This window comes from Variovorax dokdonensis, assembly GCF_030316895.1.
In the GTDB taxonomy this organism is placed as follows: Bacteria; Pseudomonadota; Gammaproteobacteria; order Burkholderiales; family Burkholderiaceae_C; genus Variovorax; species Variovorax dokdonensis.
The window spans coordinates 865,367-885,340 of sequence record NZ_JASZYV010000003.1; the positions used below are offsets into that span (position 1 = coordinate 865,367).

A 19,974-nucleotide genomic window follows, 5' to 3' on the forward strand; every position below is an offset into this window, starting at 1 on the left:
TAATCGCTCCAATTGTTCATCACTCAGCCAGCCTCTTCGCTGTCTCGCCATGATCGTCTGTGTGTGCCGCCGAATCTCTGACCGCGAAATTGCGCGCCATGCGCGTGCCGGCATGAGCTTTGACGAAGTTCAGCTCGAACTTGGCGTGGCCACCCAATGCGGCCAATGCGAAGGATGCGCGCGCGAGGTCGTCGCCCAGTGCGCCGCCTCGGGGTCGGTGGCCGCGTGCCATCGCGACGGCGCCAGCGCAGTCATCGAGCTCGCCACGTCCATTGTTGAAAGCAGGGCATGGCACTCTTCGCGATCGGTTGCAGTCTGATCCTCGTACTCGGGTCTGCTTGGTGGGTCTTTCGTAAGTAGCGGCGCGCCATTGCGGCGGCCGGCGGACACTTTGGGTGGCCGTCTCTGGTCATAGGTTCCAACGTGTCTGACAGATTCAGTTCGACGTCAACCGGCGTCTCGCGCAATACGCTCATTGCCGCTGGCGTCGTTTTGTTTCACCTCGGCGCTCTCTGGGCCTTGCAGAGCGGCCTGCTGCGCCGGACCGCCGAAGTGATCGTCCCCGTGCAACTCCTTGCCCAGATGATCGACCCACCCAAGCCGGTGGAACCCCCTCCTCCTCCGCCTCCCCCGCCGCCGCCAGCGCCCAAGCCGCCGGTGGTCGAGCCGCCGCCACCGCCACCAGAGCCGCTTGCGGTCAAGTCGCCGGCGCCGGCGCCCAAGAAAGCCCCCGTCGTCAAGCCGAAGCCGCCGGCCCCTCCGCCGCCTGTGCCGGTCCAGGCTGCGCCAGTGCCGCCCGCACCGCCGGCTCCGCCTGCGCCGCCCACCCCACCCGCGCCACCGGCACCGCCCAAGGTGCAATTGCCCACCACCAATGCAGACTACGCACAGGGCTGCAGGCCGGTTTATCCGTCCATCAGTCGGCGCCTTGGCGAACAAGGCCATGTCATGCTGAGGGTGACGGTAGGCGCCGACGGCCAGCCGCGTGACGTGCAGGTCAAGAAGTCCAGCGGCTTCGAACGCCTGGACCAGGCGGCGCGCGATGCGATGCTGCGCTGCCGCTTCATACCCGGCAAAGTCGATGGTGTGGCCCAATCCATGGCCTACGACGCGCCGATCAACTTCGTACTGAACCAGTAATCCGCCTTTTGGAGTCGCTACCTATGGAATCGCAATTCGGCATCTTGAACCTCTGGCAGCAGGGCGACTTCGTCACCAAGGCGGTGGCCGTCATCCTGCTGGTCATGTCGCTCGCATCTTGGATCGTCATCCTGACCAAGGCTCTCGATGTGATCCGCTACAAGCGCCTCGCGCGCCGTGCTTCCGACTTCTGGCACAGCGAAGACTTCGCAACGGCGCTCGAGAAGCTTGGTCGCAACGAGACCAACCCATTCCGCGTCCTCGCGCTCGAGGGGCGTGAAGCGACGGCGCACCATCGCAACACCAAGGCTCATCTGCACGATTCGCTGGACGTGAGCGACTGGGTGACGCGCTCGTTGCGCAATGCCATCGATGAGTTCACGGCCCGGCTGCAAAGCGGCTTGGCCATCCTGGCTTCGGTGGGGTCTACCGCCCCGTTCATCGGGCTCTTCGGGACCGTCTGGGGCATCTACCATGCACTCATGAGCATCAGCGGCGCGGGCCAGGCGACGATCGACAAGGTTGCCGGCCCCATCGGCGAGGCGCTGGTGATGACGGCCCTTGGCCTGGCTGTGGCGATTCCCGCAGTGCTTGGCTACAACGCGCTCGTTCGTGGCAACAAGTTCGTACTTGGCAAGCTCAACAGCTTCGCGCACGACTTGCACGCCTACTTCGTCACCGGCGCACGCGTGCAAGCCAGCAATGCCAGTGCCGACGCGCCCGTGGTGGTTTCGCTCAAGAAGGGTTGAACCATGGCCTTCGGAACCCAGGACGATACCGACGACGTCATGAACGAGATCAACATGACGCCGCTGGTCGACGTCATGCTGGTGCTGCTGATCATCTTCATCATCACCGTCCCGGTCATGAAGCACGCGGTCAATATCGACTTGCCGCGCGCCAGCAGTGAACGCGAATTGACCAAGCCAGAGACGATCCAGTTCAGCGTCGCAGCCGACGGCACCTACTACTGGAACGAGCGCACCATCAGCGACGCAGAACTGCCTACGCTGTTGGCTGCGGCGGCCGCCCAAGACCCGCAGCCTGAACTGCACATCCGTGGCGACAAGGCGGTCCGCTACGAACGCATTGCACTGGCCATGTCGGCCGCGCGCGAAGCGGGCGTCAGCAAGATCGGCTTCATCACCGAGCCCAAAGCCGACCGCTGAAGTTCGTGGCGAATGGCAATAGCGTCGAAATGGCCATTGACCACGCAAATGATAACGATTATCATTTGATCATCGACAACGCCAAGCAAACCTTGCTATGTCCTCTACGACGATTGCCTCCTCGCTGCTTCGCCAAAACCCCAGCATTGACGCGCGCCTTGCTGCGGCATCGAACGAGCGCCCTGCCGCGCTGGTCGAGAGCACCGACCTGCTGCGTGGCCAGAAAGCAGTGGGCATCCTGCACAACGGCGCCCTCTATCGACTGCAAGCCACCAAACTCGGCAAGCTGATCCTGACCAAGTAAGGACTCAGCCGCCTACCTCGCAAGTTTCATCGTGGGGCGACTCAAGGAGCATGGCTCCAAAGGGTCGTTTTTTGCTAGCCAACGGTTCGCCTCAGCCAAGCATTTTTTCCCCGCGCAACTGGATCTCCCAATAAAAAAGCCGCAGGTTCGAACCTGCGGCTTTTTTATTGGGGCGAAGCGCCCCGTGCCTCGCCTCGGCGAATCAAAGACCGAGGGCCGCGATGCCTGCGCGCGCGACTTGCGCGTCTTCGTTGGACTTCACCCCGCTGACGCCTACGGCGCCGATGACATGGCCATCCTTGACGATCGGCACCCCGCCTTCGAGCATGCCTTGCAAAGTGGGCGCCGACAGAAAGGACGTGCGGCCTCCGTTGATGACATCCTCGTAGCCCTTGCTTTCGCGGCGCCCCAGTGCGGCCGTATTTGCCTTGGCCGGGGCAATGTGGGCGGATACCGCCGCCGCCCCATCCAGGCGCTGAAGCCAGAGCAGATGGCCGCCGTCGTCGACGATGGCGATGGTGACGGCCCAGTTGTTCTTCAATGCCTCCGCCTCGGCTGCGGCGGCGATCGCCTTCACGTCGGACAGTTCCAGGAATTGCTTGCTTTTCATGATGTTGACTCTCGCTTCGATCGAAACCGTCGAGGATAACTTGCGGCTCGCCGTGCCTGCCCCTCATGAGTAGCCCTACAGACTGTATGAACATGCCGTGTCGGGTATTTGCGCCCCTGGCTCTTGCAGCGGCCTAGAATCGTCCTCAACTGTCCGGGGAACACCCTTCGGGGCAGCAACCACAAGGAGAACTCATTGATGAATGACCGTGTCAGCACTGTCGATACCGCCCGCGGCTATGGGCTGAGCGTCGATCAGGCGCAGCGCCAGCGTGTGCTGCGCAACACCTACTGGCTGTTGGCACTGAGCCTGCTGCCCACGGTTTTGGGGGCTTGGCTGGGCGTGGCCACCGGCATCACCCGTTCGCTTCACGGCGGCCTGGGCTTGATTGTTTTCCTGGGCGGCGCCTTCGGATTCATGTTCGCGATCGAGAAGACCAAGAACTCTGCGGCGGGCGTGCCGGTGCTGTTGGGCTTCACGTTCTTCATGGGCCTGATGCTCTCGCGGCTGATCGCAGCCGTGCTCGGCTTCCAGAACGGCAGCGAGTTGGTCATGACGGCGTTTGCCGGAACGGCCGGCGTGTTCCTGGTCATGGCCAGCCTGGCGACCGTCATCAAACGCGATCTGTCGGGCATGGGCAAATGGCTGTTCGTCGGCGCACTGGTGCTGATGGTCGGCGCCGTCATCAACGTCTTCGTGGGTTCGACCGCCGGCATGGCGGCCATCTCGGTGGCGGCCATTGGCATCTTCTCGGCTTACATGCTGTATGACCTGAAGCAGATCATCGACGGCGGCGAAACCAACTACATCAGCGCCACGCTTGCGCTGTACCTCGACCTGTTCAACGTGTTCCAGAGTCTGCTTGCGCTGCTGGGCATCTTCGGCGGCGAGCGCGACTGACGCAAACCCTCATCAGACCACCACCCAAAAAAGGGCCCCAGTCGGGGCCCTTTTTCTTGAAGCCTGCCTTCGCAGGCGAGTCGCTCAGGCGAGGTCGAACACCGCCATGGATTCGACGTGAGCGGTGTGGGGGAACATGTTGACCACGCCTGCGTGCGTGCAGCGATACCCAGCCTGATGCACCAGCAGCCCAGCGTCGCGGGCCAGAGTGGCCGGATTGCAGCTCACATACACGATGCGTCGAGGCGGCGTCCAGCCATGCGGCGCGGGCGTGGCGGCGAGTTGCTGCTGGTGCAGTTCCGCCAGAGCCTTGGCCAATGCGAAGGCGCCTTCGCGTGGCGGATCCACAAGCCAGCGGTCCGCCGCGCCATCCTGGACGAGTTGCTCGGGAGTCATCTCGAACAGGTTGCGTGTGACGAAGGCGACGTCGTCGGAGAAGTACCGACCTGATTCCTTCGCCACACGCCGATTGGCCTCGCAGTTCTCGGTCGCGCGCGCCACCAGCGTGTCGCTGCCCTCTATGCCCAGAACCGCCGCAGCGCGCGTGGCCAGCGGCAGCGTGAAGTTGCCCAGTCCGCAGAACCAGTCGATCACACGTTCGCCGGTGCGCACGTCCAGCAGCCTTAGTGCTCGCGAAACCAGCACACGATTGATGCTCGGGTTGACTTGCGTGAAGTCGGTCGGCTTGAACGGCATGCGGACGCCGAAATCGGGCAGTTCGTAGGCCAGGGCTGCACTTTGAGCGTCGAGCAAGTGTGCCGTGTCCGGCCCCTTGGGCTGAAGCCACCACTGAACGCCTGCATGTTCTGCCGCAAACGCAGTGAGCCGATCGATGTCCGCCGCGGACAGCGGCTCGAGATGACGCAGGACCAGCGCAATCACGCCCAACTCGGTCGAGCCTGGCGCATCACCGCAAGCCAATTCGATCTGCGGGCAGGTGTCCCGAGCGTCCATTGATGCAATCAGCCCACGCAGTGGCAGCAGCATGTCGCTGACGCGGCTTGGCAGCACCGGGCAGGTTTTCATGTCGGCGATGTAGCGGCTCTTTCTCTCGTGAAAGCCGATCAGCACCGCGCCCTTCTTCACCACGTGCCGCACCGACAGTCGGGCCCGATATCGGTAGTGCCATGCCGGCCCCTGGAGCGGACGCAGCAGGCTTTCGGCCTTGACCTTACCCAGGTGCCAGAGCTGATCCTCGAGTGCCCGTTGCTTGACGGCCACCTGCGCGGTCGCGTCGAGATGCTGCATCTTGCAGCCGCCACAGGCGCCGGAATGAAGGCCGAAGTGCTGGCAACCGGGGCGCACGCGCTGGGAAGACTCGCTCCGAAGCTCGGTCAGTTCGCCTTGTTCCCAGTTGTTCTTGGCGCGCAGGCGCTTGTAGCGCACCTCTTCGAAGGGAAGCGCCCCCTCGATGAAAATCACCTTGCCGTCCGCGCGGTGGGTGACGCCTTGTGCCTCGAGATCGAGCGATTCGACGCGCAGCCAACCGTCGTCGGCCTGGGGCGGCGTCGGTGCGACGCCTTCTTTCTGAATGGATTCCGTCATCTCCCGATTTTCTCAGGCCGCGACAGCCGGAATTCCGAACACCCCAACATAAGGGGCATGAGCCCCAAGCCGATCAACGCGGCGGAAGGTAGCGCGCCGGGTCCACCGGCTTGCCTTGGCGCCGAATCTCGAAGTGCAGTTTCGTGCGATCGGCGTCGCTGCTGCCCATCTCGGCGATCTTCTGGCCCTTCTGGACCGATTGATCTTCCTTCACCAGTAGCGTCTGGTTGTGCGCGTAGGCCGTGAGATAGGTGTTGTTGTGCTTGAGGATGATCAGGTTGCCGTAGCCGCGCAAGCCGGCGCCGGCATAGACCACCTTGCCATCCGCCGATGCGTAGATGGGGTCGCCGGCGCGGCCGCCGATGTCGAGTCCCTTGTTCTTGGCATCGTCGAACCCCGCGAGCAGTTGGCCGCGCGCTGGCCACATCCATCCCAGGTCGTCATCGGCAGCCAAAGGCTGAGACGGCTTGGCCGCTGCCACGACTGCCGGAGCCGATGCGGCCGCAGCCGCGGCTGCCGCTGCAGGCGCCGCTGCCGTCGAAGGCGTGGCAGGCGTTGTCGCCACCACGGCGGGGACAACAGGAGCCGCCGCAACGGCCGTCGCACCATTGGTCGGCGGGATGATGCGCAGCACCTCGCCCACTTCGATCACATTTGGATTGTCGAGATTGTTCCAGCGAACAAGGTCGCGCCAGCTCTGTCCCGACTCGAGCCCGATGCGGATGAGCGTGTCACCCGGGCGCACGGCGTAGTAGCCGGGCTTGCCGTAGTTCTCGATGCCTCGCAGCGGCTTTCCTGAAGCGTCGGTCGTGATGGGTGGGACCGGCATACCGGGCACACCTGCGCTCGCGGCGCTGCGGTCCTCGACAGGTGCTTGCGACGGCGGCGAAGTCGAGCACCCTGCCAACACCAGCAACGATGCGTACGTGAAAACCGTGCCGGCAACACGTGCTCGACGACCTAGACCCTGCATGCAACCTCCTTCAAGCAATCCCGGATTTTAGGGGGACAAAGTTGACCGCCTCAAGAACGCTGCGCTGCACGCCCGCGTTACTGCGATCGATGACCACCAGCGCCTGCCCGCCCTGTGCCGAACGAATGGGCGCAACGATGCGTCCACCCACGGCCAGTTGGTCGATCCAAGTCTGGGGCAAGACGTCGCCACCCGCGGCGGCGATGATGCCGGCATAGGGCGCCCCCTTGGCGTAGCCCTGCATGCCGTCGCCAAGCAAGAGATGCACGTTCGCCAGGCGAAAGTGGCGCAAGTTGGCGCGAGCGCGTTCGTTCAGCCCGCGCAGCCGCTCGATGCTGTAGACCTCGTCAGCCACACGGCCGAGCACCGCGGCTTGATAGCCGCAGCCCGTACCGACTTCGAGCACACGCCCCAGACGCGCGCCGCTGCGTCCCGCCATGGCAGGCGCAGCCAGCAGCAGTTCGATCATTCGCGCGACGACACTGGGCTTGGAGATGGTCTGTCCCAGGCCAATCGGCAGGCTGGTGTCTTCGTACGCCTGGTTCATCAATGCGCTATCGACGAAGCGGTGGCGTTCTACCGTCCCCATGGCGCTCAGCACTCGGGCGTCGGTGATGCCTTGGCCTGCCAGTTTCTGCACCATGCGCGCCCTGACCGCCTCGTAGGCCGTCGAAGGCGCTGTAGGGCTTGTCGGATTCGGGCGGGTCGCGACGGATTGCTGGCTGGCAGGACGCACAGACGGCTCGAGTGCAGGCGCCGGTCGGGCCGGCATGCTCGCAGGAACGCGTGCAGTCCGGCCGGCGTTGCCTTGCGCTCCGCCCGTGTTGATTCGCGCCGGAAAGCTGGGACGTTCCTTCACGCTCCGCGGCCCTGCGCCTTGCCGGTCAGGCGATCCACTGCATCGCGCCATTCGCCGAGCCGACCATGGTCGGTCAGGTCGATCTGCAAAGGCGTGAGTGCCACGTGGCCAGAGGCCGTCGCATGAAAGTCGGTGCCTTCGCCGCTGTCCTTGGCGCCGCCCGCACCGGCGATCCAGTACATGGTTTCGCCGCGCGGATTGTCCTGCGTGATGACCCGCTCGCCAGCATGCCGCCGGCCCAGGCGACAAACGCGCACCGGCTTGAGTTGGTCCAGGGGAAGATTCGGAATGTTGACGTTGAGCAGCCAGGCTTCCTCGCCCAGCATGCCCTCCTGTTCGACACGCTGCACCAGACTGCGCGCCACCTGGGCCGCTGCGTCCACATGCGCCCAGCCCTTCTCGATCTGCGAAAACGCAATGGCCGGAATGCCGAACAGGTAGGCTTCCATGGCCGCGCCTACCGTGCCCGAATAGATCGTGTCATCGCCCATGTTCGCACCGTTGTTGATGCCTGAGACAACCAGGTCCGGCCGATAGTCCAGCAGGCCCTTGAGCGCAATGTGCACGCAGTCGGCAGGCGTGCCGGTGACGTACCTGAACCCGTTGTGCGCCTCGCGCACATACAAAGGTGCAGCCAGCGTCAGTGCATTGGATTTGGCGCTGTTGTTGTGCTCCGGCGCGATCACCTCGACATCGGCCACGTCACGCAATGCCTCGTACAGCGCCACGATGCCCGGCGCCTGATACCCGTCATCGTTTGAGATCAGTATTTTCATATCGTCGAATTGAAACTCGATTCTAGGTGGCTGCGCCCCTGCCCCGCCACGCCGTCACCGCAGGGACATTCGCGTGCCAAGGCGACTCTTATCATGATCGGCTGCCCCAACGAGGAGACTGCCCCTATGCATGCATGGCTTTGTGAAAACCCGGTCGGCGTCGATGCGCTGACCTGGAAGGAAATTCCGACTCCCCAGCCCGGTCCCGGCCAGGTGCTGGTGGAAATCAAGGCGGCCAGCCTGAATTTCCCCGATCTGCTCATTGTCCAGAACAAATACCAGATCAAGCCGCCTTTGCCTTTTGTACCTGGCTCCGAATACGCCGGCGTGATTCAGGCGGTCGGCGAAGGCGTCGAGGGGCTCAAGGTCGGCCAGAACATTGCGTGTCTTTCGGGCACAGGCGGATTTGGAACGCATACCTTGGCGCCCGCAGCGCTTTGCATGCCATTGCCCGACGGCTTCAATCACGTGGATGCTGCCGCCTTCATCATGATCTACGCCACTTCCTGGCATGCATTGATCGATCGCGCGCAACTCAAGGCTGGCGAGACCGTTCTGGTGCTGGGCGCAGCCGGCGGCGTCGGCACCTCGGCCATCCAGATTGCCAAGGCCGCGGGCGCAAAGGTCATCGCAGCTGCATCGACCGACGAGAAGTGCGCACTGTGCAAATCCATTGGCGCGGACGAGACCATCAATTACACCGCGCATGCGCTCCCCAATGATTTCCGCGAAGCCGTCAAGCAAGCCACCGGCGGCAAAGGCCCCGATGTGATCTACGACCCCGTTGGCGGCGATTTTGCGGAACCCGCATTTCGCGCCATCGGTTGGCGTGGTCGCTATCTGGTGGTCGGATTTGCCTCCGGTCCCATTCCCTCGCTGCCGCTCAACCTTGCATTGCTCAAGGGGGCTTCCATCGTGGGTGTGTTCTGGGGCGATTTTGCAAGGCGCGAACCGAAGGCCAATGCTCAAATGATGCAGCAATTGGCGCAGTGGTATGGACAGGGCAAGGTCAAGCCGGTGATCGACCGGGCATTGCCCATGGCGCAATTGAAGGAAGCGTACGCTCTGATGGGATCTCGCAGCGTCAAGGGCAAGTTGGTGATGACGAACTGAGATTGCCGAAAACAAGAAAGGCCCGCAATGCGGGCCTTTTTCGTTGATACGTCCAGCGCCGAGGTCAGACCTCGAAATCAGTCAAGGACTTGCCAGCGGCCAATGCTTCCGTGACCCAGCGCGGCTTGCGGCCGCGGCCGCCCGACCAGGTCTCGCCCGTCGGGCTGCGGTATTTGACGGCGCGCACCGCCGGACTGGCAGCAGCACGGCGACCTGCGGGAGCGCGGCCGCTCAACTTGAGGTCGGAGGCGGAAATGCCGTACTCCGCAATCTGCTTGCGGATCTGCTCGATCACTCCGGCACGTTCTTGATTGCGCAATGTCTCAGCCTGGCGGCGCAATTGCGAAATCTGTTCGTCGTGCTTTTTGATCTGGGAATTGATTTCTTCAAGTGTTGCCATTCCGAATCCTGCGAGGGGTTTGAGAAACGTCGCAAATTCTATTTCAATGCCTTCTCACCAACCAACAATTTTTATCAAAGCCCCTTGAAGTCAGAAAAAAGCAACAGTTCGTTTCGAATGTCTTTGGGAGCGCACGTGTGTGGGCGCAAGTTCAATCAGCCGGCGGTTTTCGCTGCAGAAGCGGCGAGGCCAGTTGTTCATAGACGGCGGCCAATCGCAAAAGCTCGGCGTCGGCGCCCGGGCGGCCGATCAATTGAAGGCCCATTGGCCAACGGCCACTGGGATCAAAACCAGCGGGAACGCAGACGGCTGGCAATCCCGCGAAAGTCGCATAGAGCGTGACTTCCATCCAGCGGTGATACGTGTCCATTTTCCGACCTGCAATTTCGCGCGGCCAATGCATCTCGCGCTCAAATGGCCAAAGCTGCGCGGAAGGGAGCGCGAGTGCATCGAAATCTTTCAGCAGGCTCAGCATCTGCGCATGAAATCCGGTTCGCGCCACGCTGGCACGCATGAATTCATCAAAGCTCAGGCCCTGTTCACTGTCATGTTCCCACAATGCCTCGGGCTTGATCTTTTCCCGCGCGCCCGGGACGGCCAGCGCAGCAGCCACATTGGGCGCCACCAATGCGCGGCGCCAGACCAGCCAGCTTTGCCAGACAGAGCCGGCGTCGAAGCCGTGAGCCACTGAATCGACCTGAGCCCCCGCTTGTGCAAAGAGATTCAGCGCACCGCTGCAAACATCGAGAATTCCTGGCTCCATCGCCAGATGGCCGTCCAGATTGCCCAGCCAGCCAATGCGAAATTCGCTCGCCGCTGGCAATTGCGTCGGCACGTAATCTCGCGGCCCTTCAGCGATGGACAACGGCGCCCGCGGATCATGCCCGGCCTGAATGGAAAGCAGCCGCGCCAGATCGCGCACGTTGCGCGCCATCGGGCCGTCGGTCCCCAACTGGCTCACCCACACATCCGGTCGCGGCCAGCCCGGCACCCGACCCTGGCTCGGCCGCATGCCGAACACGTGGTTCCAGCCGGCGGGGTTGCGCAACGAGCCCATGAAGTCAGACCCGTCTGCCACCGGCAGCAGCCGCTGTGCCAATGCCACGGCAGCGCCACCGCTGCTGCCGCCAGCCGAGCGATCGGGGTCCCACGCGTTGCGGGTGGTTCCGAACAGGTCGTTGTAGGTGTGCGAGCCCAGGCCGAACTCGGGCATGTTGGTCTTGCCGATGACGATGCAGCCCGCCGCCTTCATGCGCGACACATACAGGCTGTCGACCTTGGGCATGAGTTCCCTGTAGACCGTGCTGCCCAGTGTGGAAGGGAAGCCCACCGCATGCCCCGTGTCCTTGATGGCTTGCGGCATGCCGTGCATCCAGCCGCGCGAATGACCTCGACTCAACTCGGCATCGCATTCATCGGCCTGCCTGAGGAGCGCTTCGGGCGGCGCCAGATTCACGATGGCGTTGTAGCGCGGATTAACTTGCTCGATGCGGGCCAGATAGGCCTGCATGACCTCTCGGCAGGAAGCGTCGCGTGAATGAATGGTGCGCGAGAGCGCGTCGGCGTCCAGGTCGGTCAGATTTCCCATCTGCCAATGCTACGGCTTCGTTTCGATCTCCGCGATGACTTGCCCGGCGACCACCTGTTCGCCGCCAGCCACGTGAACCGCGATGACCCGGCCGCCCAGCGGCGCCGAATGGACATGCTCCATCTTCATGGCTTCCAGCGTGATGATGGGTTGTCCCGCCTCGACCAGTTGCCCCTGGCTCGCCACCACGCTGACCACGCGGCCCGTCATCGAAGCACGCAACTTGCCATCGCCGCCTGCGTCACCCTGACGTGCCGACGCGGCCCGGGTCTGGTCGTCCACGCGCAGTGCCAACGCACGGTAGTGGATGTACAACGCCGCGCCATCGACGCAGTACGCAGCGTGCTCCATCAGGTCATCGCACACGAACCGCACGGCGTTTGGTTCCATCGCGACGAGTTCGACGTTCAAGCGTCGATCCTGAAAGCGCACTTCGAACAGGCTGGAGCCTTGCGCAATGACCTCGGCGCTGTGCAGTTGGCCGTCGAGCTTGAAGCGCGGCGACATCGGCAACCGACGCGAAAGATGGATAGCCGGTGCACGCGGCCGATCCTCGACCAGATCCACGCACAGCAACACGGCGGCGAGCGCGGCGGCTCGTTCGAGCGCCTCTGAATCCGGCGCCAGCAATTCGCCCAGATGGTCTGCAATGAAAGCGGTGGTGGCACCGCCGCTCTCGAACTCGGGATGCAGCAGGCAACGACGCAGGAAGGCCAGGTTCGTCTTCACCCCCAGAGCCACGGCATCTTCAAGCCCGGCAATGAGCTTGCGGCGCGCTTCTTCGCGTGTAGGGCCGTGGCCGATGATCTTGGCGATCATCGAGTCGTAGTACGGCGCGATGGCGGCGCCGGAAGCCTGCGCATCTTCCACACGCAGTTGCGTCGGCATCTGCCAGAGCGCCAGCGTGCCGCTTTGCGGCAGAAAGCCCTGGTCCGCATCCTCTGCGCAAAGTCGCACTTCGATGGCATGACCGCTGAAGCGCACGTCTTGCTGCGTCAGCGGCAGGGCCTCGCCGGCTGCCACGCGCAGCTGCAGTTCGACCAGATCGAGTCCAGAGATCGCCTCGGTCACCGGATGCTCGACCTGCAGGCGCGTGTTCATCTCCATGAAGAAGAAATTGCCCTGGCCGTCGAGCAGAAATTCGAGCGTGCCGGCCCCTTCGTAGCCGATCGCCTTGACGGCGGCAACCGCAGTGGAGCCCATGCGCTCGCGCAAGTCGGCATCGACGGCCGGCGACGGTGCCTCCTCGATCAGCTTCTGATGACGACGCTGGACCGAACAGTCGCGCTCGCCCAGATGAATGACGTTGCCGTGCCGGTCTGCAAAGACCTGGATCTCGATGTGTCGCGGCCGTACGATCGCGCGCTCGAGAATCACCTCGGGATTGCCGAAGGCGCTCTGCGCTTCCGATCGTGCGCTGCTCAGCAATTCCCCGAACTCATTGGCCGATGACACGAGCCGCATGCCGCGCCCACCCCCGCCCGCCGTGGCCTTGATCATCACCGGAAAGCCGATGCGCGCCGCCTCCAGCGCCAGGCGCTCCTGGCTCTGGTCTTCGCCCTGGTAGCCCGCCATACACGGCACGCCGGCCGCCTGCATCAAGGCCTTGGCGCCAGCCTTGTTGCCCATCGACGCGATGGCCTGCGAGGAAGGTCCGATGAACACGAGGCCGGCATCCTCGCAGGCCTGTGCGAAGTGTTCGTTCTCCGCCAGGAACCCGTAGCCGGGATGCACGGCGTCGGCTCCGCTGAGTCTGGCTGCGTCGATGATGCTTTCGATGCGCAGGTAGGACTGCGAGGGCATCGCATCGCCGATGCACACGGCCTGGTTGGCCTCGCGCACATGCTGCGCCTTCGCGTCGGCCGTCGAGTAGACGGCCACGGTGCGATACCCGAGCGATCGAGCGCTGCGCATGATGCGCAGGGCGATCTCCCCGCGGTTGGCAATCAGGATCTTGCGAAACGGCGTCTCGCGGTGGCTCGAAGCGGTCATGCGAAGCGGCCCGGTGGTAGTTCGTTCACGGACGCGCGACTGCGAACTGCATGCGCTGCGGCTGCCGAAGCTCGGCATCGCGGCAGATCGACAGCACGTTCAGCAGCACGGCCCGCGTGTCGCGCGGATCGATCACGCCATCATCCAGCACGCGCGCACTGGTGGTGAACACGCTCATCTGGCTGTCGAAGCGGTCGATGATGCGGCGCTCCAGTTCCTGGAGCTTCTCTCGGTCGACGTCGCCGCCCTTGCGTTTCATGGCGGCTTCGGTCACGTTGACCATGGTCTGGGCCGCCTGCTCGCCGCCCATGACGGCAGTCTTCGCATTGGGCCAGGAGAAGCAGAAGCGCGGATGAAAGCCCCAGCCGCACATCCCGTAGTTGCCAGCACCGAACGACGCGCCGCAGTAGATGGTGATCTGCGGCACCGTGGCGTTGGTGACGGCCTGGATCATCTTGGAGCCGTGCTTGATCATGCCCGCCTCTTCGTACGCCTTGCCAACCATGAAGCCGGTCGTGTTGTTGAGGTAGAGGATGGGCGTCCTGGACTGGCAGCAGGCCTGGATGAAGTGCGTGGCCTTGGTCGCCCCGGCGGGGTCGATGGGCCCGTTGTTGGTCACAACGCCAAGTGGCTGGCCTTCGAGCTTGATATGACCGACCACGGTGGCGCTGCCGTAGTTTTCGCCGAACTCGAGGAATTCCGAATCGTCGGCGATGCGGGCAATCACCTGCTTCATGTCGACGGGGCGCTTGTGGTCCATCGGCATGATGCCCAGCAGTTCTTGCGCGTCATGGCGCGGCGGCTTGAAGCTTCGATCGGTAGGCGCCGGCATGTCTCGATGCCAATCGATCTGGTCGACGATCTCGCGGGCAATGCGGATGGCATCGCGATCGTCTTCGGCCAGGTAGTCGCCCAAGCCGGAGATGGCGGTGTGCATCTCAGCACCGCCCAGTTCCTCTTCGGTGGCAATCTCTCCCGTGGCCGCCTTGAGCAATGGCGGGCCAGCCAGGAACGCCCGTGAGCGCCCGCGCACCATGACGATGTAGTCGGACAGGCCGGTCTGATAGGCACCACCCGCGGTCGAAGATCCATGCGTGACGGTGATCACCGGCAGTCCCGCCGCCGACATGCGCGCGAGGTTGCGAAACAGGCTGCCGCCGGTGACGAACTCCTCGACCTTGTAGGTCATGAGATTGGCGCCCGCACTCTCGACCAGCTGGATGTAGGGCAGCTTGTTCTCCAGCGCCAGTTCCTGCAGGCGCAGTTGCTTGGGAATGCCCATGGGCTGCAACGCGCCGGCGTCGATGCCGGAATCGGAGACATTGACCATCACCCGAACACCCGACACCCAGCCGATGCCGCCGATCACGCCACCGCCGGGCACGCTCTTTTCCATGTCGGGATTGTCCAGGCCCAGGCCGGCCAGGGAGCCGATCTCCAGGAACGGCGTGCCGGGATCGAGCAGCAGCGACAACCGCTCGCGCGGCAGCAACTGTCCGCGCTTTTCGAAGCGCTCGCGCGAATTGGCTGAGACGGCGGCACTGCGCGCTTCGTAGCCCCGCACGCGTTCGAGCAAGGCCAGCATGCCTGCGCGACGAGCCTTGAAGGCATCACTGCCAGTGGAAATGGTCGATTCGATGATTGCCATGTGCCGTGCGTCAACTGACTGGCGGCGAGCTTAGCCGTCGCCCTTGGCACGGTCTTGCGCGAATTGGCTGAGTCAGCGACGCAGGCTGGCGCGAAACTTGGGAATGAGGGCAGCCGGACCGTAGGAGCGCTTGCTGCGCCTGAAGCCGGGCAGCCCCATGTCCTGCTCGAAGTTGAGCCAATCGACCGGCCGCGCGAAGCTGCGACAGAAGTGCTGGAACATGTGCGGGTAGATGCCAACGTGGCTGTCGAGGCCCTTGGCAAAGCGCATGACGAACACGCGCGGTTGAAGCTCCTGGGCGAGAACGAAACCCACGGGCAGGCCATCGGCGAAGTGCACAAACCCTTCAAGGCCGAAGCGGCCCGCGTTCTCCAGAGCCTCGATGCAGGCGCTTTCGTCGGCTTCGCCCGCGACCTTGGACTTCTGAGACATCCAGCCTTCCAGCACCTGTCGAGCGGCACCGAGCCCGTCTTCGTCAAACGCCTGCGCCGAGAGCACGTGCGCGCCTTGCAGATCGCGCACCTGGCCACGCTTGTCGCTCATCACCCGCCCCGAGTACTCCAGGAACTGGCTGGCCGCATAGAGGTAGTCGGCATCGTCCGCAGACTCGGCAAGGGCGAACAAGGAGGATGGCAACGCGTCTGCATCGCGCCGCGCCAACGGGTAGAGCGCATCGTGCGCTTCCATCAGCGAACAAAGCAGATCGATCGGTGCATCGGACAGCGCGAACAAGGGCATCAGGTGCCGCATGCCGTCGTAGGTGCGCCCGGTGATGCAGGGCCACGGCCCAGGCAGGTAGCGGTAGTCGTGCGCGGCCCTGAACAGATACAAGTTGGAGAACGCGTGATCCGACAGGCAATGCTCGCCGCTTCCGTCGCGCAGGATCGCGAGCGCAGCCTCGATCGGCGCCTGCATGTCCAGAGAGAGGGGCAAGCCCGTCATTCGTCGTCGTAGTCCACCTGTCGAACACCGGGGGCGGGCGGGTCGGCCGGCGGGCCTGCGAAGCATTGCGCCATCTGCAGCCATTCCTTGGCGCTGCCTGAGGTGTAGCGCAACGCGGTGTCGACCAGGTTGCGCCGCTGCGTGACCAAAAGACAGAAGTCGGAGGCGCTGCCGCGCACGTATTCCTCGGACGTCGGATCGCCCCAACGCCAGGTTTCGCCACCCGGCGCCTCGAGTTCAACGAATGGCACGATGGGCGGCACCGGCAAGCCGCGATTGACGAAGGTCCAGCCATAGGTGGTCACGCCGATGTGCGCAATGTGCTTGAGCCTGGCCGAGGCGGGCCGGCGGCGGCGCACCACGTCCCAGATGTCTTGCCCGTGGGCCCAGGTCTCCATGAGCCGAGCCGATGCAAACGATCGCGCGCTCATGGTCGGGCCGTACCAGGGCAGTCGTGCCTTGGGGTCGAGGGGCGCCAGCAGGTCTGTCAGGCGAACTGCGATCGGCTCCCAATGTGCCAGCAAGGCAGGGCCGTCCAGGTGCCCATATTTTTCCCGCGCGATGGCGCTGATCTCGCGGCCCGCCGCCCATGCGTCGTTGAGTGCCGCGGCGTCCCTCGCGAAGGCCGGAGCATCGAGGATCGCCATCGTGGCCGTTTCGTCGAAGAAGCACAGGTGCGCCACCTCGTCCCACGGCGTCCAGCCGAAGAAGACGCTGTGCAGGCGCCACTGCTGCGGCGTCAACGTTCGGCAAAGGCTTGCCAGCTCCTGGTATTCGGCGCGCAGATCGTTCGCAGTGTCTTGCATCGTGGGCTCAGGCTCCGATCAAAGGCCAAGTTGGCGGGCAGCGAGGTCCTTCATGATTTCTTCGGAGCCGCCGCCGATCATCATGACCTTGACTTCGCGGTAGATGCGTTCACTTCGCAGGCCCCGCATGAAGCCCATGCCACCGAGCAGTTGCACCGCCTGGTCGGCGCAGAACTGCATCGCCTGCGTCGCCTGCACCTTGGCCAGACACACGCGTGCCACCAGCTTCGCAGGGTCAGCCAACTGATGCTCGACACGATAGGCCAGGTCGTAGACGAGCGTTCGCGCGGCATCGATGCGCATCACCATGTCCATGATCTTGTGGCGCACCACCTGCCGCTCGGAAAGCGGCGTACCGAAGGTGGTGCGCTGGCGCGTCCAGTCCACGGCCTCTTCGAGGCACACCTCGGCAAAGGTGCAAGCCTGCGCCGCCATGTAAAGGCGCTCGGCATTGAAGTTGTTCATGATGAGCTTGAAGCCTTCGTTCTCTACCCCTACGAGATTCCCGACAGGGACGCGGCAGTTCTCGAAGCGAAGATGGGCGGTGTCGGAACTCCACCAGCCCATTTTCTTGAGCGCTGTTCGCGTGAGTCCGGGTGTGTCGCCTTCGACCACGAGCACCGAGATGCCGCCCGCACCCCGCTTGGAAGGATCGGTGCGGACCGCAGCGGTGATGAAGTCCGCGCGCATGCCTGAAGTGATGAAGGTCTTCTCGCCGTTGACGACGTAGTGGTCGCCTTCGCGCACCGCAGTTGTCTTCAGGCTTGCCACATCGGAGCCCCCGGACGGCTCGGTAACGGCCAGGGCAGCGATCTTCTTGCCGGCCAAGACCGGCGGGATCACGCGCTGCTTGAGTGCCTCTGTGCCGGCCTTCAGGATCGGGGGCAGCGCAATGGAGTGCGAGCCCAGCGATGCCTGGATGCCGCCGCTGCCACAACGGGCCAATTCTTCGGCAACGATGATCTGAAAGAACACGTCTGACGGGGTGCCTCCCAGAGCCTCGGGATAGCCCAGCCCCTGCACGCCCAGATCTGCCAGGCGCTGGTACAGGGCGAGCGGAAAGGTTTCTGCCTCATCCCATGCGGCAGCATGGGGCGTGATCTCGCGCGCCACGAAGTCGCGCAGCGTGTGGCGGAACTGCTCGTGCTCCGGCGTGAAGTGGAACGAGAGCGGCGGCGCCTCCAGAAATTCCATGAACCGATGTCTCCTGTGGCGGGCAGCTTAGCCAGGCCGGCATCGCCCGTCTTGCGCCGACTGGCTGTCCAGCGAGTAGACACAAGCACGATGCCCCCGCGCCCACTAAGCTGCCGGCATGAACACTTCCGCGACCAAGCAGAAGGTGGTGCGCATTGGCGGCGCGTCAGGCTTCTGGGGCGACAGCATGGTGGCAGCACCCCAGCTGGTCAAGCTCGGCCGGCTCGACTACCTGGTGTTCGACTACCTGGCCGAGACGACGATGGCCATCCTGGCGTCGGCGCGTGCCAGGAAACCAGAGATGGGCTACGCCACCGACTTCGTCGATATTGCGATGAAGCCCGTGCTGCGCGAGATCAAGCGACAAGGCATCAAGGTGGTGAGCAATGCCGGCGGCATCAATCCCAGGGCCTGCGCGGCGGCGCTCCAGACACTGGCCGATTCCGAAGGCGTGCCCCTGCGCATTGCGGTCGTCGAAGGCGACGACGTGAGCGCGCAGATGCCTGCCTTGCGTGAAAGCGGTGCGCGCGACATGTACACCACCGAGCCACTTCCCGACAAAGTGCTCAGCGCCAACGCCTACCTGGGTGCGCTTCCGATCGCCGCCGCGCTCGAGGCCGGTGCCGATGTCGTCATCACCGGCCGTTGCGTGGACAGTGCCGTCACGCTCGGGCCGTTGATGCACGAGTTCGGCTGGCGCAGCGACGACTACGATCTGCTCGCCTCCGGCAGCCTGGCGGGCCACATCATCGAATGCGGGTGCCAGGCCACCGGCGGCTTGCACACCGATTGGGAAGACATTCCCGACTGGGCAAACATCGGCTATCCGATCGTCGAATGCCATGCCGATGGCAGCTTCATCGTGACCAAGCCCGCAGGCACGGGCGGCAAGGTGATCCGTGCTGCAGTGGCGGAGCAACTCCTCTACGAGATCGGCGACCCGGCCGCCTACGCGTTGCCCGACGTGATCTGCGACTTCCGCGCCGTCGCGATCGAGCAGGCTGGCGAAGACCGCGTTACCGTCACTCGAGCGCGTGGGCGTGCGCCCTCGCCCGACTACAAGGTTTCGGCGACCCAACTCGACGGCTTTCGCTGTTCTGGCAGCCTGGTGATTGTCGGGATCGACGCCGAGAAAAAGGCAGTGCGTACGGCCAGGTCGATCATCGAGCGCACCAGCGAGATCCTCGCCCAGATGGGCTTGCCGCCATTCACTGCGGCCTACTTCGAGGCCATTGGCTCCGAGTGGATCTACGGACCGCATGCACGCACGAGGCAAGTTCGAGAAGTCATGATGCGTGTGGTGGCCAACCATCCGCAGAAGGCCGCGCTCGAGATGTTCGCCCGTGAAATTGCGCCCGCCGGCACCTCCTGGGCACCCGGCACCACCGGCCCGGGCGGCGGTCGCGTGGCGGTTTCTCCATTGATCAAGCCCTTTGCCTTCACGCTCGCCAAGAGCGCGGTGCCCGTTTCATTCGAGTTGGACGGTGCCTCCCATCCCGTTCCGGTGCCCGGTTTCGGTGTCGCCGCAACGAATGCGGAACCCTCGTCCGAGCCTCCGGCGTGGGCGGAAGATTCCGGAGAGCAGGCGGAGGTACGCCTCATCGATCTGGCCTGGGCGCGCAGCGGCGACAAAGGCAACCTGTCGAACATCGGTCTGGTTGCTCGGCGCCCTGAGTGGCTGCCGCTGATGTGGGAACGGATCACGCCGGAGGTCGTGCGCAACCATTTCGCGCACCTGGTGATGGGCAAGGTCGAGCGCTTCTACTTGCCCGGCATCGCGGCGATGAACCTGCTGCTGCACGATGCGCTCGACGGCGGCGGCCCCTCCTCCATGCGCATGGACCCGCTCGGCAAGGGCATGGGGCAGATGCTCCTCGACATGCCTTTGCAAGTGCCCGCCTCGGTGGCAGCCGCCATTCGTCGCCAATAGCCTCGCCGCCGCGCCCGCTCGCGCACCGTTGACAAGCGGTCCCGCAAGGCCTAGCATTTGAACGACTGTTTAAAACGTGTGGTGA

The 19,974-nt window shown here is 64.0% G+C and carries 20 protein-coding genes; 8 read left to right on the forward strand and 12 right to left on the reverse strand.

Features of this window, described 5'->3' with window-relative positions:
• Window positions 1-49 precede the first annotated feature (49 nt).
• From QTH91_RS17705 to hemP, 5 genes are all read left to right on the forward strand, one after another.
• On the forward strand, window positions 50-319 hold the full coding sequence (locus QTH91_RS17705) for a (2Fe-2S)-binding protein (protein WP_286661412.1): 270 nt from the start codon (window positions 50-52) through the stop codon (window positions 317-319).
• 104 nt (window positions 320-423) lie between these two features.
• Window positions 424-1,140 (forward strand): energy transducer TonB, encoded by a 717-nt coding sequence (locus tag QTH91_RS17710; protein ID WP_286661413.1) that lies wholly within the window; start codon window positions 424-426, stop codon window positions 1,138-1,140.
• Between the two features lie 23 nt (window positions 1,141-1,163).
• Window positions 1,164-1,889 (forward strand): MotA/TolQ/ExbB proton channel family protein, encoded by a 726-nt coding sequence (locus tag QTH91_RS17715; RefSeq protein ID WP_286661414.1) that lies wholly within the window; start codon window positions 1,164-1,166, stop codon window positions 1,887-1,889.
• Window positions 1,890-1,892: 3 nt separating this feature from the next.
• Window positions 1,893-2,309 (forward strand): ExbD/TolR family protein, encoded by a 417-nt coding sequence (locus tag QTH91_RS17720; protein WP_286661415.1) that lies wholly within the window; start codon window positions 1,893-1,895, stop codon window positions 2,307-2,309.
• Between the two features lie 97 nt (window positions 2,310-2,406).
• The gene (hemP, locus tag QTH91_RS17725) at window positions 2,407-2,613 is read left to right on the forward strand and encodes a hemin uptake protein HemP (protein WP_286661416.1); all 207 of its coding nucleotides are present in this window, start codon (window positions 2,407-2,409) and stop codon (window positions 2,611-2,613) included.
• Between the two features lie 202 nt (window positions 2,614-2,815).
• Here hemP and QTH91_RS17730 read toward each other — a convergent pair whose 3' ends face one another.
• The gene (locus QTH91_RS17730; protein WP_286661417.1) at window positions 2,816-3,223 is read right to left on the reverse strand and encodes a GlcG/HbpS family heme-binding protein; all 408 of its coding nucleotides are present in this window, start codon (window positions 3,221-3,223) and stop codon (window positions 2,816-2,818) included.
• Window positions 3,224-3,421: 198 nt separating this feature from the next.
• On the opposite strand from QTH91_RS17730, the gene QTH91_RS17735 reads away from it, so the two are divergent.
• Window positions 3,422-4,123, forward strand: a complete 702-nt coding sequence (locus tag QTH91_RS17735; protein WP_286661418.1) for a Bax inhibitor-1/YccA family protein — start codon at window positions 3,422-3,424, stop codon at window positions 4,121-4,123.
• An 84-nt stretch (window positions 4,124-4,207) separates the two neighbouring features.
• Here QTH91_RS17735 and rlmD read toward each other — a convergent pair whose 3' ends face one another.
• The 4 genes from rlmD to surE form a co-directional block, all read right to left on the reverse strand.
• Window positions 4,208-5,668 (reverse strand): 23S rRNA (uracil(1939)-C(5))-methyltransferase RlmD, encoded by a 1,461-nt coding sequence (rlmD, locus tag QTH91_RS17740; RefSeq protein WP_286661419.1) that lies wholly within the window; start codon window positions 5,666-5,668, stop codon window positions 4,208-4,210.
• A gap of 73 nt (window positions 5,669-5,741) precedes the next feature.
• Window positions 5,742-6,641, reverse strand: a complete 900-nt coding sequence (locus QTH91_RS17745) for a peptidoglycan DD-metalloendopeptidase family protein (protein WP_286661420.1) — start codon at window positions 6,639-6,641, stop codon at window positions 5,742-5,744.
• 10 nt (window positions 6,642-6,651) lie between these two features.
• A complete protein-coding gene (locus QTH91_RS17750; protein WP_390367255.1) occupies window positions 6,652-7,500 on the reverse strand; it encodes a protein-L-isoaspartate(D-aspartate) O-methyltransferase in 849 nt (282 codons plus the stop codon).
• Window positions 7,497-8,276 carry a 5'/3'-nucleotidase SurE gene (surE, locus tag QTH91_RS17755; protein ID WP_286661421.1) on the reverse strand — a complete coding sequence of 260 codons (780 nt, stop codon included), beginning with the start codon at window positions 8,274-8,276 and terminating at the stop codon, window positions 7,497-7,499. Before surE ends, QTH91_RS17750 begins: the two co-directional genes overlap by 4 nt.
• 126 nt (window positions 8,277-8,402) lie before the next feature.
• On the opposite strand from surE, the gene QTH91_RS17760 reads away from it, so the two are divergent.
• Entirely contained in the window at window positions 8,403-9,389 is a 987-nt protein-coding gene (locus QTH91_RS17760; RefSeq protein ID WP_286661422.1) for an NADPH:quinone oxidoreductase family protein, read from the forward strand.
• 64 nt (window positions 9,390-9,453) lie between these two features.
• Here QTH91_RS17760 and QTH91_RS17765 read toward each other — a convergent pair whose 3' ends face one another.
• From QTH91_RS17765 to QTH91_RS17795, 7 genes are all read right to left on the reverse strand, one after another.
• Complete coding sequence (locus QTH91_RS17765; protein WP_286661423.1) at window positions 9,454-9,789, reverse strand: H-NS histone family protein; 336 nt, start codon at window positions 9,787-9,789, stop codon at window positions 9,454-9,456.
• 151 nt (window positions 9,790-9,940) lie between these two features.
• Window positions 9,941-11,377, reverse strand: coding sequence for an amidase (locus tag QTH91_RS17770; RefSeq protein ID WP_286661424.1), 1,437 nt, complete (start codon window positions 11,375-11,377; stop codon window positions 9,941-9,943).
• A 9-nt stretch (window positions 11,378-11,386) separates the two neighbouring features.
• Window positions 11,387-13,369 carry an acetyl/propionyl/methylcrotonyl-CoA carboxylase subunit alpha gene (locus QTH91_RS17775; RefSeq protein WP_286661425.1) on the reverse strand — a complete coding sequence of 661 codons (1,983 nt, stop codon included), beginning with the start codon at window positions 13,367-13,369 and terminating at the stop codon, window positions 11,387-11,389.
• Window positions 13,370-13,394: 25 nt separating this feature from the next.
• Window positions 13,395-15,017, reverse strand: coding sequence for an acyl-CoA carboxylase subunit beta (locus QTH91_RS17780; RefSeq protein WP_286661426.1), 1,623 nt, complete (start codon window positions 15,015-15,017; stop codon window positions 13,395-13,397).
• Between the two features lie 72 nt (window positions 15,018-15,089).
• Window positions 15,090-15,950, reverse strand: a complete 861-nt coding sequence (locus QTH91_RS17785; protein WP_286661427.1) for a phosphatidylglycerol lysyltransferase domain-containing protein — start codon at window positions 15,948-15,950, stop codon at window positions 15,090-15,092.
• Window positions 15,951-15,955: 5 nt separating this feature from the next.
• Entirely contained in the window at window positions 15,956-16,765 is an 810-nt protein-coding gene (locus QTH91_RS17790) for a TIGR03084 family metal-binding protein (protein ID WP_286661428.1), read from the reverse strand.
• An 18-nt stretch (window positions 16,766-16,783) separates the two neighbouring features.
• On the reverse strand, window positions 16,784-17,959 hold the full coding sequence (locus tag QTH91_RS17795; protein WP_286661429.1) for an acyl-CoA dehydrogenase family protein: 1,176 nt from the start codon (window positions 17,957-17,959) through the stop codon (window positions 16,784-16,786).
• A 118-nt stretch (window positions 17,960-18,077) separates the two neighbouring features.
• Here QTH91_RS17795 and QTH91_RS17800 point away from each other — a divergent pair, with 118 nt between their 5' ends.
• Window positions 18,078-19,889 (forward strand): acyclic terpene utilization AtuA family protein, encoded by a 1,812-nt coding sequence (locus QTH91_RS17800; RefSeq protein WP_286661430.1) that lies wholly within the window; start codon window positions 18,078-18,080, stop codon window positions 19,887-19,889.
• Window positions 19,890-19,974: the final 85 nt, after the last annotated feature.